Annotated in this window: 21 protein-coding genes; 8 read left to right on the top strand and 13 right to left on the bottom strand. The window is 68.2% G+C overall.

Going from position 1 to position 20,575, the window contains the following annotated elements; translation table 11 throughout:
* Window positions 1-334, bottom strand: a 334-nt coding sequence (locus tag CAL24_RS23945) for a DnaA N-terminal domain-containing protein (RefSeq protein ID WP_283162983.1), incomplete at its 3' end; no start/stop codon positions are given.
* 268 nt (window positions 335-602) lie between these two features.
* On the opposite strand from CAL24_RS23945, the gene rpmH reads away from it, so the two are divergent.
* The 5 genes from rpmH (at window position 603) to CAL24_RS23920 (ending at window position 4,818) form a co-directional block, all read left to right on the top strand.
* Entirely contained in the window at window positions 603-737 is a 135-nt protein-coding gene (gene rpmH, locus CAL24_RS23940) for a 50S ribosomal protein L34 (protein ID WP_003800771.1), read from the top strand.
* Window positions 738-787: 50 nt separating this feature from the next.
* The gene (locus CAL24_RS23935; RefSeq protein WP_028353875.1) at window positions 788-1,156 is read left to right on the top strand and encodes a ribonuclease P protein component; all 369 of its coding nucleotides are present in this window, start codon (window positions 788-790) and stop codon (window positions 1,154-1,156) included.
* Entirely contained in the window at window positions 1,150-1,422 is a 273-nt protein-coding gene (yidD, locus tag CAL24_RS23930) for a membrane protein insertion efficiency factor YidD (protein ID WP_028353876.1), read from the top strand. The genes CAL24_RS23935 and yidD overlap by 7 nt, the downstream gene beginning before the upstream one ends.
* 60 nt (window positions 1,423-1,482) lie before the next feature.
* Window positions 1,483-3,171, top strand: coding sequence for a membrane protein insertase YidC (gene yidC, locus CAL24_RS23925; protein WP_094808105.1), 1,689 nt, complete (start codon window positions 1,483-1,485; stop codon window positions 3,169-3,171).
* A gap of 207 nt (window positions 3,172-3,378) precedes the next feature.
* Entirely contained in the window at window positions 3,379-4,818 is a 1,440-nt protein-coding gene (locus CAL24_RS23920) for a catalase (protein ID WP_094808104.1), read from the top strand.
* A 42-nt stretch (window positions 4,819-4,860) separates the two neighbouring features.
* Here the strand turns inward: CAL24_RS23920 and CAL24_RS23915 are convergent, their stop codons facing one another.
* The 10 genes from CAL24_RS23915 to CAL24_RS23870 all read right to left on the bottom strand — a co-directional run bounded on the left by CAL24_RS23915 (window position 4,861) and on the right by CAL24_RS23870 (window position 15,479).
* On the bottom strand, window positions 4,861-5,736 hold the full coding sequence (locus tag CAL24_RS23915; protein WP_094808103.1) for an ABC transporter permease: 876 nt from the start codon (window positions 5,734-5,736) through the stop codon (window positions 4,861-4,863).
* 25 nt (window positions 5,737-5,761) lie between these two features.
* Window positions 5,762-6,553, bottom strand: coding sequence for an ABC transporter ATP-binding protein (locus tag CAL24_RS23910; protein ID WP_094808102.1), 792 nt, complete (start codon window positions 6,551-6,553; stop codon window positions 5,762-5,764).
* Window position 6,554: 1 nt separating this feature from the next.
* A complete protein-coding gene (locus tag CAL24_RS23905) occupies window positions 6,555-7,598 on the bottom strand; it encodes an ABC transporter substrate-binding protein (protein WP_094808101.1) in 1,044 nt (347 codons plus the stop codon).
* Between the two features lie 2 nt (window positions 7,599-7,600).
* Window positions 7,601-8,506, bottom strand: a complete 906-nt coding sequence (locus CAL24_RS23900) for a TauD/TfdA dioxygenase family protein (RefSeq protein WP_028353882.1) — start codon at window positions 8,504-8,506, stop codon at window positions 7,601-7,603.
* A gap of 114 nt (window positions 8,507-8,620) precedes the next feature.
* Window positions 8,621-9,820, bottom strand: a complete 1,200-nt coding sequence (locus tag CAL24_RS23895) for a M20 aminoacylase family protein (protein WP_028353883.1) — start codon at window positions 9,818-9,820, stop codon at window positions 8,621-8,623.
* A gap of 72 nt (window positions 9,821-9,892) precedes the next feature.
* Window positions 9,893-10,939 (bottom strand): ABC transporter ATP-binding protein, encoded by a 1,047-nt coding sequence (locus CAL24_RS23890; RefSeq protein ID WP_094808129.1) that lies wholly within the window; start codon window positions 10,937-10,939, stop codon window positions 9,893-9,895.
* Window positions 10,940-10,968: 29 nt separating this feature from the next.
* Window positions 10,969-11,964, bottom strand: coding sequence for an ABC transporter ATP-binding protein (locus CAL24_RS23885; RefSeq protein ID WP_028353885.1), 996 nt, complete (start codon window positions 11,962-11,964; stop codon window positions 10,969-10,971).
* A gap of 11 nt (window positions 11,965-11,975) precedes the next feature.
* The gene (locus CAL24_RS23880; RefSeq protein WP_094808100.1) at window positions 11,976-12,902 is read right to left on the bottom strand and encodes an ABC transporter permease; all 927 of its coding nucleotides are present in this window, start codon (window positions 12,900-12,902) and stop codon (window positions 11,976-11,978) included.
* Complete coding sequence (locus CAL24_RS23875) at window positions 12,899-13,873, bottom strand: ABC transporter permease (protein ID WP_028353887.1); 975 nt, start codon at window positions 13,871-13,873, stop codon at window positions 12,899-12,901. Before CAL24_RS23875 ends, CAL24_RS23880 begins: the two co-directional genes overlap by 4 nt.
* Before the next feature lie 19 nt (window positions 13,874-13,892).
* Window positions 13,893-15,479 (bottom strand): ABC transporter substrate-binding protein, encoded by a 1,587-nt coding sequence (locus CAL24_RS23870; protein WP_094808099.1) that lies wholly within the window; start codon window positions 15,477-15,479, stop codon window positions 13,893-13,895.
* 115 nt (window positions 15,480-15,594) lie between these two features.
* Between CAL24_RS23870 and mnmE the strand changes: the two genes are divergently transcribed.
* Window positions 15,595-16,953: a tRNA uridine-5-carboxymethylaminomethyl(34) synthesis GTPase MnmE gene (mnmE, locus tag CAL24_RS23865; protein ID WP_028353889.1), complete on the top strand. Its 1,359-nt coding sequence runs from the start codon at window positions 15,595-15,597 to the stop codon at window positions 16,951-16,953.
* A 72-nt stretch (window positions 16,954-17,025) separates the two neighbouring features.
* Here mnmE and CAL24_RS23860 read toward each other — a convergent pair whose 3' ends face one another.
* Both CAL24_RS23860 and CAL24_RS23855 read right to left on the bottom strand, forming a co-directional pair.
* A complete protein-coding gene (locus CAL24_RS23860) occupies window positions 17,026-18,039 on the bottom strand; it encodes an alpha/beta fold hydrolase (RefSeq protein WP_094808098.1) in 1,014 nt (337 codons plus the stop codon).
* Window positions 18,040-18,125: 86 nt separating this feature from the next.
* Window positions 18,126-18,722 carry a TetR/AcrR family transcriptional regulator gene (locus CAL24_RS23855; RefSeq protein ID WP_028353891.1) on the bottom strand — a complete coding sequence of 199 codons (597 nt, stop codon included), beginning with the start codon at window positions 18,720-18,722 and terminating at the stop codon, window positions 18,126-18,128.
* 117 nt (window positions 18,723-18,839) lie between these two features.
* On the opposite strand from CAL24_RS23855, the gene CAL24_RS23850 reads away from it, so the two are divergent.
* Both CAL24_RS23850 and CAL24_RS23845 read left to right on the top strand, forming a co-directional pair.
* Complete coding sequence (locus CAL24_RS23850; protein WP_028353892.1) at window positions 18,840-19,460, top strand: NAD(P)H-dependent oxidoreductase; 621 nt, start codon at window positions 18,840-18,842, stop codon at window positions 19,458-19,460.
* A 298-nt stretch (window positions 19,461-19,758) separates the two neighbouring features.
* On the top strand, window positions 19,759-20,571 hold the full coding sequence (locus CAL24_RS23845; RefSeq protein WP_094808097.1) for a formate/nitrite transporter family protein: 813 nt from the start codon (window positions 19,759-19,761) through the stop codon (window positions 20,569-20,571).
* Window positions 20,572-20,575 lie beyond the last annotated feature (4 nt).

Genomic DNA, 20,575 nt, shown 5'->3' with positions numbered 1-20,575 from the left:
CCGCCTGCGCCGGCGCGGACGCCGGGGCGGATGGCGCGGCGGCGGGCGCGGGCGCCGGCGACGCGGCCGGCATGCGCGGGGCCGCCCCGCTGGCCGGCAGCTCGAACGCCACCTGCACCGGCCGCTGGAACCATTCGGCCGCCAGGGCCTCTATCTGGTGAGAAAAGTTCTTGCGCACCCAATCGAGCTTGAAGCGGTTGGGCGCGGCTACGCGCAAAACTGCCTGCGTCTCGTCGAACGCAAGTGGCACCAGCGGCCGTATCCAGGCGCTGATCTGTTGAGGGGGGAGTTCCTGCTCAAGACGACTGACGCAGGTCTGCCAGAATTCTTTCATGTCGCTCTTATTCAAACCTCGATTCTACCTTGCCTGAGGGTAGGTTATCCACAGGCCGGGACTGTTACGTCCCTGGGTTCAGGGCGTAACTGTTTGACAAGGCAGAGAAAACTTGCTGAAATGATGGGCTTTTCCGAATTCTGTCTGTCAGAAGGTTCCTTTTACGTGCGGCGGGGCCACCGCCAGCCGCGAAGAGCGCCGGGGCACGCCCCGGCCGGGAACCCGTCGGGCAGGTCCCTTCTGACGTTGTTCTTTTTGTGGATCGTCCATGAAACGCACCTACCAACCTTCCGTTACCCGCCGCAAGCGTACCCACGGCTTTCGCGTGCGCATGAAAACCCGTGGCGGCCGTGCCGTGCTGAACGCCCGCCGCGCCAAGGGCCGCAAGCGCCTGGCCGTCTAAGGCCGCAACCGGTAGCTGCCGCTCTTCGCGCATCGCCCCACCGGTCGTCCATGCCGCGCGCCACGCTTCCTCCCGAGGCGCGGCTGCATCGCCCCTCCGAGTTCGCCGCCGCCCTGAAAGGGCGGCGACTGGCCCGAGGGGCTTTCTTCATTCTCAGCGCCGCGCCGCCGGCCAGCCCGCCCGCGGGCCAGGCGCGGCTGGGCATGGTCATCGCCAAGCGCTACGCCGCGCATGCCACCACGCGCAACGCCCTCAAGCGGGTCATCCGCGAATCATTCCGGCACCGCCGGCTGGACCTGCCGCCGCAAGACTACGTGGTGCGCCTGCACAGCAAGGCCGCGGCCGTCTCGCTGACCGAACTGAAGCGCCTGGCACGCGCCGAAGTGGACGCTCACTTTGCGCGAGTACGGCCATGCTGAAGGCCCTGTTCATCGCGCCGATCCGGTTCTACCGGTTTTTCCTGAGCCCCTGGCTCGGCCGGCAGTGCCGTTTCACCCCGACCTGCTCGGCCTATGCCATCCAGGCCATCGAGCAGCACGGCGCATGGCGCGGGGCGTGGCTGGCGGCCCGCCGCATCGGCCGCTGCCACCCCTGGTCGCCGGGCGGACATGATCCGGTCCCGGCGCCGCGCCCCTCCGCCGGGACCGCGTGCTGCGCGCATGACCGCCGCACTGGTCCCGATTGACGCTAAACTCGCGGGTTTGCCGTCCCGATTTCGGCCGGCCCGTATACAACCGTAGGCACCATGGATATCCGACGAACCATCCTCTGGATGATCTTCTCCTTCTCGCTGTTGCTCCTGTGGAACAACTGGCAAATCCATACCGGCAAGCCGTCGCTGTTTGGTACGCCCCCCGCGAGCGACGCCGCGCAGGCGCCGGGCCAGCAAACGGCCGCCAACGGCCAGCCCGCGCCGGCTTCCACGCCGTCGGTGCCCACCACGCCCGCCGCCCCCAGCACGGTGCCGGGCGCCACGACCCCGGCGCCGACGCGCGCCGAGCAGGTTGTGATCACGACCGACGTGCTGCGCCTGACCTTCGACACCACCGGCGCCCAACTGGTGCGGGCCGAACTGCTGAAGTACCCGACCGCCGGCCAGCCCAACAAGCCCACCGTGTTGCTCGACCGCTCGCCTGAACTGACCTACGTGGTGCAGTCGGGCCTGGTCGGGGCGCCCAACGGCCAGAGCTTCCCCACCCACCAGACGCCGTTCCGCCTGGTGTCGAGCGAGCGCGAGCTCACCGGCGACGCCCTGAAGGTGGCCTTCGAGGCCGAATCGGGCGGCCTGAAAGTCACCAAGACCTACACCCTGCATCGCGGCCGCTACGACATCGACGTCCAGCACGCGCTGACCAACACCGCCGGCGAACCCCTGTCGCCCTCGCTGTACCTGCAGCTCGAGCGCGACGGCAACGATCCGGCCGACACGTCCAGCTTCTACCATACCTTCACGGGCGTGGCGGTTTACTCCGAACAAGAGAAATTCCAGAAGATCACCTTCTCGGACATCGCCAAGAACAAGGGCGACTACATCCGCCAGGCCGACAACGGCTGGCTGGCCATCGTGCAGCATTACTTCGCGACCGCGTGGATCCCGCCGCAAGGCAAGCCGCGCACCAACGAGCTGCTGCAAGTCCAGCCCAACCTGTACGCCGCGCGCAGCATCGAGGCCGTCGGCGCGGTGCAGCCGGGCGCCACCGCCCAGGTCGATTCGCACCTGTGGGTCGGCCCGCAGGACCAGAAGGCCATGGGCGCGCTGGCGCCGGGCCTGGAGCTGGTGGTCGACTACGGCTGGCTGACCATCATCGCCAAGCCGCTGTTCTCGCTGCTGACCTGGCTGCACGGCCTGCTGGGCAACTGGGGCTGGGCCATCGTCGCCCTGACGGTGATCATCAAGGCGGTGTTCTTCCCGCTGGCCGCCGCCAGCTACCGCTCGATGGCGCGCATGAAGCAGGTCGCCCCGCGCCTGCAGGCCCTGAAGGAAAAGTACGGCGACGACCGCCAGAAACTCAACCAGGCCATGATGGAGATGTACCGCACCGAGAAGATCAACCCGCTGGGCGGCTGCCTGCCCATGGTGGTGCAGATCCCGGTGTTCATCGCGCTGTACTGGGTGCTGCTGGCCAGCGTCGAGATGCGCGGCGCGCCCTGGATCCTCTGGGTGCATGACCTGTCGGTGCGCGATCCGTACTTCATCCTGCCGGCGGTGATGATGGCCACCATGTTCCTGCAGATCAAGCTCAACCCCACGCCGCCCGATCCCATCCAGGCCAAGGTCATGATGATCATGCCGCTGGTGTTCGGCGGGATGATGTTCTTCTTCCCGGCCGGCCTGGTGCTGTACTGGTGCGTGAACAACACCCTGTCCATCGCCCAGCAATGGACCATCACGCGCAACCTCGAGCGCAAGACGGCCCAGGCGGCCAGCCGCTAGCCCCGCGCGGGTATCCGGCGCCGCCTGCCATCCCGAGCCTGCTATGTAGAATTTATCGACATAGCAGGCTTGTTAGTTTTTGTTTATTGTCAAGAGTCAATAAATCAATTTCCCCTCGGTCATATCTCGCTCCTATCATTGATGCGTGCCTGCCCCGGGCCGGCACCCGATCACCGCGGCTTGCCGCCATTACGAGATGGAATCGCCATGACCGACAAGACTCTGACCACCGCCGCCGGCGCCCCGGTCGCCAACAACAACCATTCCCTTACCGCCGGGCCGCGCGGCCCCGTGCTGCTGCAGGACGTCTGGCTGATCGACAAGCTGGCGCATTTCGCCCGCGAGCGCATCCCGGAACGCGTCGTCCACGCCAAGGGCTCGGGCGCGTACGGCACGCTTACCATCACCCATGACATCACGCGCTACACGCGCGCCAGGCTGTTCTCGCAGGTAGGCAAGCAGACCCCGTTGTTCATCCGCTTTTCCACCGTGGCGGGCGAGCGCGGCGCCGCCGACGCCGAGCGCGATGTGCGCGGCTTCGCCATCAAGTTCTACACGGAAGAAGGCAACTGGGACCTGGTCGGCAACAACACGCCGGTGTTCTTCCTGCGCGACCCGCTGAAATTCCCCGACTTCATCCATACGCAGAAGCGCGACCCGCAGACCAACCTGCGCAGCGCCACGGCCGCCTGGGACTTCTGGTCGCTGAACCCGGAATCGCTGCACCAGGTCACCATCGTCATGAGCGACCGCGGCCTGCCGCAGAACTACCGCCAGCAGCACGGCTTCGGCTCGCACACCTTCAGCTTCATCAATGCGCAAGGCGAACGCTTCTACGTGAAGTTCCACTTCAAGTCGCTGCAGGGCATCGCCAACTTCACGGACGCGCAGGCCGCCGAGCTGGTGGGCCACGACCGCGAGAGCGCGCAGCGCGACCTGTACGACAACATCGAGCAGGGCAATTTCCCGCGCTGGGCCATGAAGATCCAGGTCATGCCCGAGGCCGACGCCGCCACCTACCACATCAACCCGTTCGACCTGACCAAGGTCTGGCCGCACGCCGACTACCCGCTGATCGACGTCGGCACCATCGAGCTGAACCGCAACCCGGAGAACTATTTCGCGGAAGTCGAGCAGGCCGCCTTCACCCCGGCCAATGTGGTTCCCGGCATCGGCTTCTCGCCCGACAAGATGCTGCAGGGCCGCCTGTTCTCGTACGGCGACGCGCACCGCTATCGCCTGGGCGTGAACCACCACCAGGTGCCGGTCAACGCGCCGCGCTGTCCGTTCCACAGCTTCCACCGCGACGGCGCCGGGCGGGTCGACGGCAACCACGGCGGCACGGTCAACTACGAGCCCAACAGCGCCGGCGAATGGCTCGAGGCGCCCTCGGCCGCCGAACCGCCGCTGGCGCTCGACGGCCAGCCGGCCGACCGCTGGAGCCATCGTGTCGACGAGGACTACTACTCGCAACCGGGCGCGCTGTTCCGCCTGATGAACGACGACCAGAAGCAGCAGTTGTTCGGCAACATCGCCCGCCACATGGCGGGCGTGCCGGAATACATCCAGCGCCGCCAGCTGGAGCACTTCCGGCGGGCCGACCCGGACTACGCCGCCGGCGTGGCGGCCGCGCTGGGCCTGAAGTGAAGTAAACCCGCCGCGCCGGGCCCGGGCGGGCCCGGCGCCAGTTCAGCGCTGCATGCCCCAGCGGCGCACCGTGACACGCTCCAGCGTGTTGAACACCAGGTTCTCCACCGCCAGGCCGATGATCACCACCGCCGCCAGGCCGGCGAAGACCCGATCGGTATAGAGTTCGTTGCGGTTCTGGAAAATGAACCATCCCAGGCCGCCCCGGCCGCTCGATGCGCCGAACACCAGCTCGGCCGCGATCAGGGTGCGCCAGGCGAAGGCCCAGCCGATGCGCAGGCCCGCCACGATAGCCGGCAAGGCCGCCGGCACCAGGATGCCCAGGACATAGCGCGGGCCTTTCAGGCCGTAATTGCGGCCGGCCATGCGCAGGGTCTCCGGCACGGCCAGGAAGCCCGAATAAATATTCAGCGCCAGCGCCCACAGCACGGAGTGGATCAGCACGAACACCAGGCTGCCTTCGCCCAGGCCAAACCACAACAGGGCCAGGGGCAGCAGCGCAATAGCGGGCAGCGGGTTGAACATGGCCGTCAGCGTCGACAGCACGTCGCGGCCCAGGCGCGTGGAAACGGCCAGCGTGGTCAGCAGGAAGGCCAGCGCGATGCCGGCCGCATAACCCTTGAGCAACACCGCCAGCGACTGCGCCGCGCGCGCCGGCAGCTCGCCGTCGGCCAGGCCGCGCGCGAACGCCTGGGCGGTCTGCCAGGCGCCCGGCAACAGCAGGTCGTTGCCCGTATAGCGGGCGGCGGCCTCCCACAGCAGGGCCAGCGCCAGCAGGATGACCGTCTTGCGCAGCGCCGCGTGCTGGCGCAGCCGTTCATGCCAGGGCAGCGGCGCCTCGGCCGCCAGCCCGGGCAGGGGCGGCAAGGCGTGCTCGACCTCCGGGCGCAACACGATGCCCTGTGCGGTAGTGCTCATGGACGGTCCTCGTCGATTCAGCGATTCAGGCGGCGGCCCGCTGGGGCTCCGCGGGCACATCGAACAACAAGTCGTGGATGCGGCGGGTGGCCGCCTGGAATGCGGCCGACCCTTGCCCGCGCAGGTCGAACTGGTGTGCATTGAGCTCGGCCCGCACCCGGCCCGGATGGGGCGACAGCAGCAGGATGCGGTTGCCCAGCGCCAGCGCCTCTTCGATCGAGTGCGTCACGAACAACAGCGTGAAGCGCGCTTCCTCCCAGAGCGCCTGCAGCTCTTCCTGCATCTTGCGGCGGGTCAGCGCGTCGAGCGCCGCGAACGGCTCGTCCATCAGCAGGATGCGCGGCTGCATGGCCAGGGCCCGCGCAATCGCCACGCGCTGTTTCATGCCGCCGGACAGCGTGTGCGGATACGCGTCGGCGAAGGCCGCCAGGCCTACCTTGTCCAGATAATGCAGGGCGCGCTCGCGCGCCTCGGCGCGCGCCAGCCGGCGAGCCGCGGTCAACGGAAAAGCCACGTTCTGCAGCACTGTCTTCCACGGCGGCAGCTGGTCGAACTCCTGGAACACCACGATGCGATCGGGGCCCGGCCCCGTCACCGCGCGGCCGTCCAGCAGCACCTGGCCGGCGGCGGGCGCGACGAAGCCGGCCACCGCCTTCAGCAGCGTGGACTTGCCGCAGCCCGAAGCGCCCAGCAAGATGTACCGGTCGCCGTCGTAGACATCGAAGCTGACCTCGTGGGTGGCGCGCACGCGGCGCTGCGGCGTCTTGTATTCCAGCGTCAGGCCGCGCACCTGCAGCAGCGGATCGGCCGCCGGCATATCAGCTGCCCTGCCCGATCGCCGGGCTGTCGAAGAAATAGTCGCGCCAGCTCGCGGCCTGGTTCTTGATCGCGCCGATCTGGTGCATGAACTTGGCCAGCACCAGCGTGTTATTGGGCTGCAGCGTGAAGGAGACGTCCGGGTTGGTGATCACCTTGACCAGGAAATCGCGCTCGAGCCTGGCGCCGGTGACGCGCAGGTACGCATCGGCGGCCTGCTGCGGGTGCGCGGTCACGAACTCGGCGGCTTCCTGCAAGGCCGCCAGGAAGGCCCCGTAGGTCCTGGGATTCTGGTCGCGGAATTTCTCCGTGGCGAACAGCACGGTGGAAGAGCTCGGGCCGCCCAGCACGTCGTAGGAGTTCAGCACGATGCGGGCCTGTGGATTCTGCGCCAGTTCCTGGTCCTGGAAGGGCGGGTTGCCGAAGTGCGCGGTGATCTCGGTGCCGCCCGAGATGATGGCCGCCGTGGCGTCCGGGTGCGGCATGGCCACCGAAATCGCGTCCAGGCGGGCGAACTGCGCATCGCCCCATTGCCTGGCGGCGGCCAGCTGCAACACCCGCGCCTGCACCGACACGCCGACCGCCGGCAGGGCAATGCGGTCTTTGTCGGTGAAGTCCGCGATGCTTTTCACCGCGGGGTTGTTGGTCACCAGGTAATACGGGAAATTGCCCAGCGAGGCGACGCCCTTGACGTTCTGGCGGCCGCGCGTGCGGTCCCAGATGGTCAACAGCGGGCCCACGCCCGCCGCGGCGATATCCACGCCGCCGGACAACAGCGCGTCGTTGACGGCCGCGCCGCCCGACAGCTTGACCCACTCGACCTCGATATCCACGCCGGCCGCCTTGCCGTGCTTCTCGATCAGCTGCTGGTCGCGCGCCACGTTCAACAGCAGGTAGACGATGCCGTATTGTTCGGCGATGCGCAGCCGGCCTTCGGCCAGCGCCGGCGTCGGCGCCAGCAGCGCCAGCACGGCGATCAGCACGGCCAGCACGGCGGCGCTGAGGTAGCGGGCCAGGCGTTGCTTGGTTGCAGGAGTTTGGCTCATGGTCAGAACGGCGTATCGCCTTCGATGGTGGTGCGGTAAAGCTTGCGGCGCAGGTGCGGCGGGCAGCCGGCCGCCAGGTGGATGAGCGAGCGGTTGTCCCAGAACACCAGGTCGTGCGCGCGCCACGCATGGCGGTAGATGTGTTCCGGGCGGATGCTGTGCGCGAACAGCTCGTCCAGGATGGCGCGGCTTTCGTCGGCGGGCATGCCCTCGATGCGGGTGGTGAAGCCTTCGCTGACGAACAGCGCCTGGCGGCGCGTTTCCGGATGGGTGCGCACCACCGGATGGACGACTTCGCGCACTTGCGCCAGTTGCTCGGCGCTGAGGTTGGGGCGCCAGTTGCCTTCCTGCTGCAGCTGGCCATACTTGGCCAGGTAGGAATGCACCGCCCGCCGGCCCTCGATGGCCCGGCGCAGATGGGCGGGCAGGGTGTCATAGGCCAGGTGCATGTCGGCGAACAGGGTGTCGCCCCCTTCGGCGGGCAGCTCCTGCGCATGCAGCAGCGAGCCCAGGCTGGGCAGCGGCTTGTACGAGATGTCCGAATGCCAGTATTTGCCCGCGTCGCCCAGGCCGATCGGCTTGCCGTCCTCGAGAATATTGGAGACGATCAGGATCTCCGGGTGGCCGGGCAGGTGGAACTGGTGCAGCACGTGGATCATCAGCCGGCCGAAGCGGCGGCTGAAATCGATATGCTGCTGCGGCGTGATGCGCTGGTCGCGGAACACCACCACATGGTGGTCCAGGTGGGCGCGGCGCACACGGGCAAAGTCGCCCGCGCTCAGCGGCAGGCCCAGGTCGATGCCGGTGATTTCCGCGCCGATGCCGCCGGGCAACGGCCGGATATCGAAATCCTGCGGGGGCGCGCCGGCCGTTTCATCGCGGCGCAGCGCATTGCTGGCAACTGACATGGATCGCTCCGGGATTCAGAGCGATCCATTATGCAAAGGCCGCCAGGCGACTCAAACGAAGTTATCGACGTTTGCACAAAGCCTGGCGTCATATAGGTGGACGCCGCCGGCGCCTCACTTGGCTGGCAGGAACGCCTCCACCAGCTTGACCCAGTAGGTGGCGCCCACGGGCAGCAGCGCGTCGTTGAAATCGTAGTTGGGGTTGTGCAACTGGCACGGCCCCATGCCGTGATAGGTGGCGATGCGGTGATCGCCGTCGCCGTTGCCCAGGAACAGGTAGCAGCCGGGCACTTTTTCCAGGTAGAAGGAAAAATCCTCGGCGCCCATGAAGGCAGGGATATTGCAATTGACCTGCTCGTCGCCGAAGACCTCGCGCGCCACCTGGGCGGCGAAGGCGGTCTCTTTTTCCCAGTTCACCAGCGGGGGATAGGCGCGCACGAAATCCAGCTCGCCCGTGCCGCCATACACCTGCGGCAGCGTGGTGGCGATGCGGCGCATGCCGTCCTCGATCTTGTCCAGCACGTCCACGGTATAGGTGCGCACGGTGCCGCGCAGCACGGCCTCGCCGGGGATGACGTTGTAGGCGTCGCCGGCATGGATCTGGGTGATCGACAGCACGGCGGATTCGAGCGGGTCCTTGCTGCGCGAGATCAGCGTCTGCAGCGCATGCACCATGTCGGCCGCGACGATGATGGGGTCGACCGCGCCGTGCGGCTGCGCGGCGTGGCCGCCCACGCCGCGGATGGTGATGTCCCAGCGGTTGCTCGAGGCCATGGCCGGCCCGCTGCGGAAACCGAACTGGTTGACCGGCATGCCGGGCATGTTGTGCAGGCCGAACACGGCGTCGCACGGGAACTTGTCGAACAGCCCGTCTTCCATCATGGCGCGCGCGCCGGCATTGCCGCCTTCTTCGGCGGGCTGGAAGATGAAGTGCACGGTGCCGTCGAAATTGCGGTGCCGGGCCAGGTATTCCGCGGCGCCCAGCAGGATGGTGGTGTGGCCGTCATGCCCGCAGCCGTGCATGCGCCCCGCGACGGTCGACTTGTGCGCGAAGCGGTTGTGTTCAGGCATGGGCAGGGCGTCCATGTCGGCCCGCAGGCCGATCTTCCTGGCGCCGCTGCCGGCCTTGAGCACCCCGACCAGCCCGGTCTTGCCGAATCCCGTGTGCACCTCGATGCCGAAGCTGCGCAGCCGTTCCGCCACCAGCGCCGAAGTGCGCGTTTCCTGGAACGCCAGTTCCGGATGGGCATGGATATCGCGCCGCAGCGCGGTCAGGTCGGCATGGGCGCGTTCGATTTCGTCTAGGGTTTTCATGGCAGTGCTCGGTATTCTGCGGGAAAAGGGCCTTGTATTCGGGTCTTGTAGCATACCGCCGGGAGCGCGCCGCTATGCAGAAGGCGCGCCGCCCATGCCCGGCTGGTCGTTCAAGTGGCAGGCGCTGGCATGCCCCGGCGCGATGTCGCGCAGCAGCGGCCGCTCGGCCGAACAGCGCGGCATGGCGTGCGGGCAGCGCGGATGAAACGCGCAGCCGGTGGGCGGCGCCAGCGGCGAGGGCAGCTCGCCCTTGATGGGCTGGTAATCGCGTCGCCCCGGCCGCAGATCGGGCAGCTCCTTCAGCAGCGCCTGGGTATACGGGTGGTTGGCGCGCGAGAACACCGCCTCGGTCGGCGCGAGCTCGACGATGCGCCCCAGGTACATGATGGCCACCCGGTCCGAAATATGGCTCACCACGCTGAGGTTGTGGCTGATGAACAGATAGGTCAGGTCCAGCTCGCGGCGCAGGTCGGCGAACAGGTTCAGCACCTGGGCCTGGATCGACACGTCCAGCGCCGCCACCGCCTCGTCGCACACGATCACCGACGGCTTGAGCGCCAGCGCGCGGGCGATCCCGATGCGCTGGCGCTGCCCGCCCGAGAACTGGTGCGGATAGCGCTGGGCATACGCCGGATCGAGCCCCACCTGGCGCATCAGGCCGGCCACGTAGTCCGCCTTGTCGCCCGGACGGATCAGGCGGTGCGCCACCGGCGCCTCGCCGATGATGTCCAGCACCCGCATGCGCGGGTTCAACGAGGCGTAGGGATCCTGGAAGATCATCTGCACGCCCAGTTCGTAGGCGCGCCGCTCGGCGGCCGGCAGCTGCGCCACTGGCCTGCCCTTGAAATGCACCTGCCCGCCGGTGGGCGGCAGGATGCCGGACACCATCCGCCCCAGCGTCGATTTGCCGCAGCCCGATTCGCCGACGATGCCGATCACCTCGCCGGCATGCACGTCCAGGTCGACCCCGGCCACGGCCTGCACCACCAGGGTCTTCAGGCCGGCGCCGAACAGGTTGGCGATACGGCCGGCCAGGTCGACCGGCTGCACGAAATGCTGCTCCACCTGGCGCAACGACAGGATCGGCGCCGCCGGCGCAGCGTCCTGCGGCGATGCCAGGGGCGGCGAAACGGGCGCGGCGGTCTGCACTAGGGTTCTCCTGCGTGCCAGCAGCGGGCCCAATGGCCGGGACGATGCTCGACCGCCTGGGGCGCCTGCGCACAGGCTTCGGTGGCGCGCGCGCAGCGCGTGCGGAAGGCGCAGCCCTGCGGCAGGTTCAACAGCGACGGCGTCATGCCCGGGATGGGGTCCAGTGGCTGGCCGCGCGTGCGCGGCGTGGGGATCGAGGCGATCAGGCCATGCGTATACGGGTGCAGCGGGCGGCCGATCACATCGGCGGTCGTCCCGGTTTCCACCACCCGGCCGGCATACATTACCGCCACCCGGTCGGCCAGCCCGGCCACCACCGCCAGGTCGTGGGTGATCCAGACCAGCCCGGTGCCGGTCTCGCGGCACAACTTCTGCATTTCGTACAGGATCTGGCCCTGGATGGTCACATCCAGCGCCGTGGTGGGCTCGTCGGCGATGATCAGCCGCGGCGCGTTCAGCAAGGCGATCGCGATGGCCACGCGCTGGCGCATGCCGCCGGACAGCTGGTGCGGATAGGCGCGCAGCCGTTCCTGCGGCGAGGGGATGCCGACCTTGGTCAGCACCTCCAGCGCGCGCGCCCGCGCCTCGGCGCGCGTGGCGCGGCGGTGCGCCAGCACGGTCTCGATCATCTGGGTGTCGACCCGCAGCACCGGGTTCAGCGTCATCATCGGATCCTGGAAGATCATCGCGATATCGCTGCCGCGCAGCGCCCGCCAGCGCTGCGGCGCGGCCTGCCGCAAGTCCTCGCCGTTGAGGCGGATCTCGCCTTCCACCACCCGGCCCGGGGCGTCGACCAGCCCCAGCAGCGAAAACCCGGTAATGCTCTTGCCCGAGCCCGACTCGCCCACCAGGCCGAGGATCTCGCCGGGCCGCAGCGACAAATCCACGCCGTCGACCGCCTTGACCACGCCGGCGCGGGTGAAGAAATGGGTCTTCAGCCCGCGCACCTCGAGCAGGGGCGGAACGGCGGCCGGGGCGGAAGCGGGTTGGTCCATGAAGCGTTCCGTCACGCCGCGTTGTGCGGGTTCAGCACATCGCGCAGGTGGTCGCCCACCAGGTTGATGGCGACAATGGCCATGGCCAGCGCGATGCCGGGAAAGAACGATATCCAGTACAGGCCGGACAGCAGGTATTCGAAGCCGTTGGAGATCAGCATGCCCAGCGACGGCTCGGTCACCGGCACGCCCACGCCCAGGAACGACAGCGTGGCTTCCAGGGCGATGGCATGCGCCAGGTCGATGGTGGCGATCACGATCAGGGGCGGCATGCAATTGGGCAGCACATGGCGGAACAGCACCCGCCCCCAGCCCAGCGACATGCAGCGGGCCGCCTCGACATACTCCTTGCCGCGCTCGACCAGCGCCGCGCCGCGCGCGGCGCGCGCGAAGTAGGCCCACTGCACCACCACCAGCGCGATGATCACCTTGTCCACACCCTTGCCCAGGATGGCCAGCAGGATCAGCGCCACCAGGATGGCCGGGAACGACAACTGGATATCCACCGCGCGCATCAGGAAGGCGTCGATCCGGCCGCCGAAATACGCGGCGATCAGGCCCACTGTGGCGCCAATGGCGAAGGCCGCCAGCACCGAGATCGTGCCCACCATCAGGCTGGTGCGCATGCCGTAGAGAATGGCCGAGAACACGTCGCGCGCCTGCCCGTCGGTGCCCAGCCAGTAGGTCATGCTGCCGTCGCCGCTGACGCTGCCCGGCGGCAGCTTGGAATCGAGGATATCCAGCGTGGCGATGTCGAACGGGTTCTGCGGCGCGATCCAGGGTGCGAACAGCGCCGCCCCCACCGTCACCAGCAGCAGCGCCACGCCCAGCAACGCCAGCTTGCTGGCGCAGAAATCCGCCAGGAAGCGGCGCAGCGGCGTCTCGACCGGCGCGGCGCGCGCCGGCGCCGGGGCGGCGGAGGTAGTGGGCGTGGTCATGCGCGGCGCTCCAGGCGGACCCGTGGATCCAGCACGGTATAAATGATGTCCACCACCAGGTTGAGCATCACCAGGAAGAACACGATCAGCATCAGGTAGGCGACCACCACCGGGCGGTCCAGGTTGATGATGGAATCGATCAGCAGCTTGCCCATGCCGGGCCACGAGAACACGGTTTCGGTCACCACCGCGAAGGCGACCACCTGGCCGAACTCCAGCCCCGCCACGGTCACGATGGGAATCAGGATGTTCTTCAGCAGGTGCACGCCCAGCACGCGCTTTTCCGGCAGCCCCTTGGCGCGCGCGAACTTGATGTAATCCATGGGCAACGACTCGCGCGTGGCCGCGCGCGTCACCCGCACGATCATGGCGCACTTGGCCAGCGCGATGGTACAGGCGGGCAGGATCAGGCTGGCCCAGCCGTCCAGCGTCAGCACGCTGAGCGGCACGCCGAACACCGGCACGGTGGCGCCGCGGCCGCTGGCCGGCAGCCAGCCCAGCGTCACGGCGAACAGCATGATCAGCATCAGGCCCACCCAGAAGTTGGGCAGCGAGAACCCCAGCACCGAGCCCGTCATGATGGCGCGCGACCCCACCGCCCTGGGCCGCAGGCCCGCCAGGATGCCGAGCGGCACGCCGATCAGCACCGACAGCAGCATGGCCACGGTGGCCAGTTCCAGCGTGGCCGGCATGCGCTCCAGGATCAGGCGCATGGCCGGCTCGCCGGTCAGGAAGCTGTTGCCGAAGTTGCCCTGCACCGCGTGGCCGATGAACACCAGGTATTGCATCCACAGCGGCTTGTCCAGCCCCAGCGACACGCGGATCGCCTCGCGCTGCGCGTCGGTGGCCTCGGGGCTGGCCAGCATCGATACCGGGTCCCCCACCAGGTAGATGCCGGTGAACACCAGCGCCGACATCACCAGCATCACGACCAGTGTCTGCAGCAGCCTGCGGATGATGGTTGCCAGCACGTCCGCGCTACCCGTGGCCCTATTTGTTCAGCGTCGCGTATTGCACCAGGGTGGTCTGGTCGGGCCGGCCCTCGTAGCGGATGTCGTTCTTCATGGCCCATACCGACAGCTCGAAATGCAACGGCAGCAGGGCGTAGTCGTCCATCGCCAGGTTGCTGGCCTGCTGCAGCAGCTTGGCGCGCTGGTCGTCGTCCATGGTCGAGGCGGCTTCGCGCACCAGCTTGTCCATTTCCGGATTCGAATAGCGGCCGCGGTTGGTGGTGCCTTCGCCCGCGTCCGGGTTGCGCGTCATCAGCAGCGAGGTCAGCGGGTTCGACATCTCGCCGCTGGTCGCCGACCAGCCCGCCATGTAGGCGCTGAAGCCATAGCTGTCGCGCTTCTTGAAGAACACCGACGGCGCCAGGGCCTCCACGCTGGTCTTGACGCCGATGCGCGACCACATCGACGCCACCGCCTGCGCGATCTTCGAGTCGTTCACATAGCGGCCCGAAGGCGCGCCCAGCGTGATCGCGAACCCGTCGGGATAGCCAGCCTCCTTCAGCAGCGCCTTGGCCTTGTCGGGATCGGCCTTGGGCGCCTCGGCATGTTCCTTGGACGAGCCGAACATCGGGTACGGCAGCGCATTGCCGGCCGCCTTGGCCACCCCGCCCATCACCCGCTCGACAATGGCGTCGCGATTGATGGCCAGCGACAGCGCCTCGCGCACGCGCTTGTCCTTCAGGGGGTTCTTGTCCAGGCCCGGAATGCCCGGCGTGGGCTCGGCATGCTGGTCCATGGCGACGTACATCACCCGCACCGAGGGCGTTTCCTCGACGAACAGGCCTTTGTTCTTCTTCAGGTTGGGCAGGTCGTCGGTGGGAGGATCCTCGATCATGTCCACGTCGCCCGCCAGCAGCGCGGCCACCCGGCCGGCGGCGTTCGACATGGGCCGGTAGATGACCTTGTCCCAGTCCGGCTTCTTGCCCCAGTAATGTTCGTTGCGGGCGAACACCAGCTCGGCGCCGCGCTTCCAGGACACGAACTTGTAGGGGCCGGTGCCGACCAGGCCGTCGCCGCTGTTCAGCTCGGTGGTGGTCTTGCCTTCCGGCGCGGGGCCCGAGGCCGCCTTCTTCGAGAGGATGGGCAATTGCGCCAGGTTGATCAGCAGCAGCGGCGCCGGCGCCTTGGTGGTGATGCGCAGCGTCAGCGGATCGACCGCCTCGGCCTTGGCCACCGAACCCAGGTAGAGCGTGAAGGGCGACGGGCTGTTCGGCACCTTGGGAATGCGGTCGTAGGTGAATACCACGTCTTCCGCCGTGAAGGGCGTGCCGTCCGAGAACTTGACGTTCGGGCGCAGCTTGAAGGTCCAGACGTTGCCATCCACCGTCCAGGATTCGGCCAGCGCCGGCTGCGGCTGCAGCTTCGCGTCGGCGCGCACCAGCGGGTCGAACAGGGTCTGGGAGATCTGCGTATTGGGCGTCAGCGCATGGTATTGCGGGTCCAGCGAGCTGGGCTCGGTCTTCAGCGCCACTACCAGGTCGCGCGCCGCGGCGGGCGCCAGCGCGCCCAGCGCCAAGACCGTCGATAGCGTGCCGCCAGCCAATAAACGTAACCACTGAGATGCCATGGTGCTCTCCCGAGTCTGGTTGCTGCAGGTTGGACCGCCGGCACACCTTAACCAGCAAATGCGCGGGCACGCAACAGTTATATTCCCTTATTGCCGTCCTGATTCCGTCGAGCTCATGGCCCCTTCCACGCCCGTTCCCATCGCCGCCATCGCCACCGCCCCGGGCCGCGGCGGCATCGGCGTCGTCCGCGTTTCCGGCCCCGATCTGTCGGCCCTGGCGCGCCGCCTGTTCGGCCGCGACCTGGCGCCGCGCCACGCCCACTACCTGCCGTTCACCGCCGACGACGGCGAGCGGCTGGACGAAGGCATCGCGCTGTATTTCCGCGCCCCGCAGTCGTACACCGGCGAAGACGTGCTGGAACTGCAGGGCCACGGCGGCCCGGCCGTGCTGCGGCGCATCCTGGACCGCTGCCTGCAGGCCGGCGCCGACCTCGGCCTGCGCCTGGCCGAGCCTGGCGAATTCACCCGCCGCGCCTTCCTGAACGACCGCATGGACCTGGCCCAGGCCGAAGCCGTGGCCGACTTGATTGATGCGTCATCGGTCGCCGCCGCGCGCGGCGCCATGGCGTCGCTGTCCGGCGACTTCTCCGCGCGCGTCAACGAATTGTCCGACCGCATCGTCCACCTGCGCATGCTGGTCGAGGCCACCCTCGACTTCCCCGAGGAAGAAATCGACTTCCTGGAGAAATACCAGGCGCGGCCGACCCTGCAGGCGCTGGCGGCCGACCTCGACGCGCTGATCGCCCAGGCGCGCCAGGGCGTCATCCTGCGCGAAGGCCTGCACGTGGTGCTGGCGGGCCGGCCCAACGTCGGCAAGTCCAGCCTGCTCAACGCCCTGGCCGGCGACGAAGTCGCCATCGTCACGCCCATCGCCGGCACCACCCGCGACAAGGTCGTGCAGGAAATCCACATCGACGGCGTGCCGCTGCACATCGTCGACACCGCCGGCCTGCGCGAGACCGAGGACACGGTCGAAAGCATCGGCATCGCCCGCACCTGGAAAGAAATCGAGCGCGCCGACGTGATCCTGCACCTGCAGGATGCCACCCAGCCCGGCGACGAACTGGACGCGCAGATCGTGGCGCGGCTGCCGGCGCGCACGCCGCTGCTGACGGTATTCAACAAGGTGGACCTGCTGGACCGGCCGTTCGTGGCGGAAGCCGGCCAGCTGGGCATTTCCGCGCGCGAAGGCGCGGGCCTGGACGAACTGCGCGCCCGCCTGCTGGCGCTGGCCGGCTGGAACCCCGGCGCCGAATCGCCCTGGCTGGCGCGCGAGCGGCATGTACGCGCGCTGCAGGACGCGGCGCAGCACCTGGCGCTGGCGACCGAGCACGCCGCGCAGGACGACCGCGTGCTGGACCTCTTCGCCGAGGAACTGCGGCTGGCGCACGACAGCCTGAGCAGCATTACGGGGCGCTTCACCAGCGATGATCTGCTGGGGGAGATTTTTTCCAGCTTCTGCATCGGGAAATAGCCCGAAAGCGACGAGGGGACGGACACCCGGCGGGTGTCCGTCCCCTCATCCCAGGCGCGGGCGCCGCGAAAACTACCCCGCCCCCAGCACCTCCCGCAGCCCGCGCGCCAGGGCTTCATGGAACCGCCCGGGGTCCTGTATCTGCGGCGAATGCCCCAGGTCCGGAAAGCGCACCAGCCGCGCCCCCGGGATCGCCCTGGCGGTCGCCGGCCCCAGCGCCGCGTAGTTGCCCAGCGTCGCGGCCACTTCCGGCGGCGCGGCGTCCTTGCCCGGCGCGGTGTTGTCCTGCTCGCCGATCAGAAGCAGGGTCGGCACGCGCAGTTGCCCGAACTCGTGCACCACCGGCTGGGTGTACAGCATGTCGTAGGTCAGCGCCTGGCTCCATGCCACCTGTTCGCGGCCCGGCCCCCGGTACATGCCGGCGGCCATTGCCACCCAGCGGTCGTAGGCCGGCTTCCAGGTGCCGGCGTAGTAGGTGTTCTGCCGGTATTTCTTGATGCCCTCGAAACTGGTCTTCAGCTCGCGCGCGTACCATTCGTCCACCGTGCGATACGGCACGCCCTTGGCCTTCCAGTCTTCCAGGCCGATGGGGTTGACCATCACCAGCGCATCCACCTGGTCCGGGTACATCAGCGCGTAGCGGGTGGCCAGCATGCCGCCCATGGAATGCCCCATCACGGTGGCGCGCTCGATGCCCAGCGTCTGCAGCAGGGCGTGCGTGTTGGCCGCCAGCTGGTGGAAGCTGTACTGGTACCCGGCCGGCTTGCTGGATTTGCAAAAGCCGATCTGGTCCGGCGCGACCACGCGGTAGCCGTCGCGCGACAGGGCGCGGATCGTGCCTTCCCAGGTGGCGCCGCAGAAGTTCTTGCCGTGCAGCAGCACCACGGTGCGGCCATTGGGCTTTGCGGGCCAGATGTCCATGTAGGCCATGGACAATGCCTGGCCCTGCGATTCCAGGTTGAACTGGCCGACCTTGTAGGGGTAGTCGAAGCGTTCGAGCATGGGCCCGTAGTCGGGCACGCGGGCCTGGGCGTGGGCGCCGGCGGCCAGCAGCAGCGCCGAAGCGGCGAGAGCGAGTCTGTACATGCGAACCTCTTTGTGTTTGCGAACCGAGCGGGTCTGACATCGCCCCGGCCCGATGGTTCAGGCCCCCCGTCCGCCGGCCGGGCCCGCTACCGGGAGCGGCCGCGCCCGACCATGGCGACGATGATGGCGCGCAGTTCGTGCTCGGCCTGGCGGGCCGATATCTGCCCCTGCGCCGCCGCGTTGGACAAGCCGTTGGCGGCGCCCAGCATGCCCCACAGCCCGGCGGCCGGCAGCTTGCCCCCAGGCGCGTGCGGCGCCAGCACCAGCCGGCATTTCTCGATGAAGGCAAGCTCGTACTCGCGCTTGACGGCTTCCAGTTCCGGCGACCCCGCCAGCGCCGCGATCACGCCCGGAATCTCGCGGCCCTGGCGCAGCACGCATTCCACATATGACGCGGCGATGACGCCGGCGACTTCTTCCAGCACCGGCGGACAGGCCTGCAGCGCCGCGTCCATCAAGGCGTTCTGGCGCGCGTCGAACGCTTTGTACAGCGCCACCAGCAGGCCCATGCGGGTACCGAAGTGGTCATAGACGACCGGCTTGGTCACCCCCGAGCGCTCGGCCAGCCGGCCCAGGCTCAGGGCTTCGCTGCCCTCGTCGCCGATCAGTTGCCAGGCGGTGTCCAGCAACTGCTGGTGGCGTTCGTCGCGGGAAAGCCGGCGGCGCGGCGTGGGTGCGGTCATGGGCGGGAATCATGGAAACAGGGCTTGACTGAACTATATACCGTCAGTAACCTACCAATAGTAACTTACCAAAGGTATATTAAACCGCCCGCCGGCGGCCGTCCACGGAGCCCCTTTATGCACACTCTCATCGTCGTCTCGCATCCCAACCCGACCTCGCGCACGCATGCGGTGGCCGCCGAAATCGCCGCCGGCATCGCCGAAGCCGGCGCGCGCCACACCACCGAGCTGGCCGACCTGGCCGCGGAAGGCTTCGATCCGCGCTTCAGCGCGGGCGATATCGCCCACTACCGGGAGGGGGCGGCCACGCCGCCCGACGTGGCCGCCGAACAGGCGCGCATCGATCGCGCCGATGCGCTGGTGCTGGTGTACCCGGTGTACTGGTGGTCGATGCCCGGCCTGCTCAAGGGCTGGATCGACCGGGTCTTCGCCAGCGGCTGGGCATATGACGAACCGCCCGGCGGCGGCATCGTGAAGAAGCTGCAGCACCTGCCCGTGTACCTGGCGGCGATCGGCGGCGCGGACCTGCGCACGTATGCCCGGCACGGCTATTTCGGCGCCATGAAGACCCAGATCGACCACGGCATCTTCGACTACTGCGGCGCGCCGGTCATCCGCTCCGAACTGCTGGTGGATTCACACCAGCCCGACGCGTCGGCGCTGCTGGCGACGGCGCGCGCCCTGGGCCGGCAGGTGGCGGCGCGCGCGCCGCGCCAGGACGCGGCCCGGGCCGCCTGATGCCCCATGGCGGTGCGCCGACGCCCCGCGGCGGCCGCCATGCACCAACCTGGCGAACCGCCGCGCCGCGCGCGAGCGCCAGGCAAGGGTCGGCGCCCGGCGCGTGCCCACGGCCGGGCGGCTCGCCACGCCCGCCCCTGCGCCTGGCATGCATGTTGCTTGATCCTGCCTGACGAACTCCGTTCGGCACACAACGCGTGCAGTCCCAGGCAACGGCGCCTTTGACCTTCCCGGTCAGGGCGCCGCTTTGCTTGCCGCAACGGGATTCTCTTCCTTCTTCCCGATACAGGCAGCCGACATGTCCTACCTAGTTCCTTCCGAATTCGTCACCAAGATGGTGGACGCGGGCGAATCGAAAATCTACATGGCCACCCGCGACGCCTTGATCCGCGCCTACATGGCCGGCGCGATCCTGGCGATCGCCGCGGTGTTCGCGGTGACCGTCAATGTGCAGACCGGCTCGCCCATCCTGGGCGCGGCGCTGTTCCCGGTGGGTTTCTGCATCCTGTACCTGATGGGCTTCGACCTGCTCACCGGCGTCTTCATGCTGACCCCGCTGGCCTGGATGGAGCGGCGGCCCGGCGTGACGTGGCGCGCCATCCTGAAGCACTGGGGCATCGTGTTCGTCGGCAACTTCCTGGGCGCGCTCACGGTGGCGCTGCTGATGGCCATCGTGTTCACCTATGGCTTTTCGATCCCGCCCGGCAAGGTCGGCGAGGTAATCTCGCACATCGGCGAGGACCGCACGCTGGGCTACAAGGAATATGGCGCGGCCGGCATGCTCACCATTTTCATCCGCGGCGTGCTGTGCAACTGGATGGTATCGCTGGGCGTGGTCGGCGCAATGATCTCCACCACGGTCAGCGGCAAGGTCATCGCCATGTGGATGCCGATCATGCTGTTCTTCTTCATGGGCTTCGAGCATTCGGTGGTCAACATGTTCCTGTTCCCGTCGGCGCTGATCATGGGCGGCAACTTCTCCATCATGGACTACCTGGTGTGGAACGAGATCCCGGTGGTGCTGGGCAACCTGGTCGGCGGCATCTCGCTGACCGGCCTGACGCTCTACACCACGCACATGAAGACCGCGCCCAGGCGCCGCTTCAACTGACCGG

This window comes from Bordetella genomosp. 2, assembly GCF_002261345.1.
In the GTDB taxonomy this organism is placed as follows: Bacteria; Pseudomonadota; Gammaproteobacteria; order Burkholderiales; family Burkholderiaceae_B; genus Bordetella_A.
This window is presented reverse-complemented; position numbering and strand designations above follow the sequence as displayed.

What these genes read in the sequence shown, in the direction of transcription:
- rpmH (WP_003800771.1), top strand. Translation starts at nt 603, where the DNA reads ATGAAACGCACCTACCAACCTTCCGTTACCCGCCGCAAGCGTACCCAC.
- CAL24_RS23935 (WP_028353875.1), top strand. Translation starts at nt 788, where the DNA reads ATGCCGCGCGCCACGCTTCCTCCCGAGGCGCGGCTGCATCGCCCCTCC.
- yidD (WP_028353876.1), top strand. Translation starts at nt 1,150, where the DNA reads ATGCTGAAGGCCCTGTTCATCGCGCCGATCCGGTTCTACCGGTTTTTC.
- yidC (WP_094808105.1), top strand. Translation starts at nt 1,483, where the DNA reads ATGGATATCCGACGAACCATCCTCTGGATGATCTTCTCCTTCTCGCTG.
- CAL24_RS23920 (WP_094808104.1), top strand. Translation starts at nt 3,379, where the DNA reads ATGACCGACAAGACTCTGACCACCGCCGCCGGCGCCCCGGTCGCCAAC.
- CAL24_RS23915 (WP_094808103.1), bottom strand. Translation starts at nt 5,736, where the DNA reads ATGAGCACTACCGCACAGGGCATCGTGTTGCGCCCGGAGGTCGAGCAC.
- CAL24_RS23910 (WP_094808102.1), bottom strand. Translation starts at nt 6,553, where the DNA reads ATGCCGGCGGCCGATCCGCTGCTGCAGGTGCGCGGCCTGACGCTGGAA.
- CAL24_RS23905 (WP_094808101.1), bottom strand. Translation starts at nt 7,598, where the DNA reads ATGAGCCAAACTCCTGCAACCAAGCAACGCCTGGCCCGCTACCTCAGC.
- CAL24_RS23900 (WP_028353882.1), bottom strand. Translation starts at nt 8,506, where the DNA reads ATGTCAGTTGCCAGCAATGCGCTGCGCCGCGATGAAACGGCCGGCGCG.
- CAL24_RS23895 (WP_028353883.1), bottom strand. Translation starts at nt 9,820, where the DNA reads ATGAAAACCCTAGACGAAATCGAACGCGCCCATGCCGACCTGACCGCG.
- CAL24_RS23885 (WP_028353885.1), bottom strand. Translation starts at nt 11,964, where the DNA reads ATGGACCAACCCGCTTCCGCCCCGGCCGCCGTTCCGCCCCTGCTCGAG.
- CAL24_RS23880 (WP_094808100.1), bottom strand. Translation starts at nt 12,902, where the DNA reads ATGACCACGCCCACTACCTCCGCCGCCCCGGCGCCGGCGCGCGCCGCG.
- CAL24_RS23870 (WP_094808099.1), bottom strand. Translation starts at nt 15,479, where the DNA reads ATGGCATCTCAGTGGTTACGTTTATTGGCTGGCGGCACGCTATCGACG.
- mnmE (WP_028353889.1), top strand. Translation starts at nt 15,595, where the DNA reads ATGGCCCCTTCCACGCCCGTTCCCATCGCCGCCATCGCCACCGCCCCG.
- CAL24_RS23860 (WP_094808098.1), bottom strand. Translation starts at nt 18,039, where the DNA reads ATGTACAGACTCGCTCTCGCCGCTTCGGCGCTGCTGCTGGCCGCCGGC.
- CAL24_RS23855 (WP_028353891.1), bottom strand. Translation starts at nt 18,722, where the DNA reads ATGACCGCACCCACGCCGCGCCGCCGGCTTTCCCGCGACGAACGCCAC.
- CAL24_RS23850 (WP_028353892.1), top strand. Translation starts at nt 18,840, where the DNA reads ATGCACACTCTCATCGTCGTCTCGCATCCCAACCCGACCTCGCGCACG.
- CAL24_RS23845 (WP_094808097.1), top strand. Translation starts at nt 19,759, where the DNA reads ATGTCCTACCTAGTTCCTTCCGAATTCGTCACCAAGATGGTGGACGCG.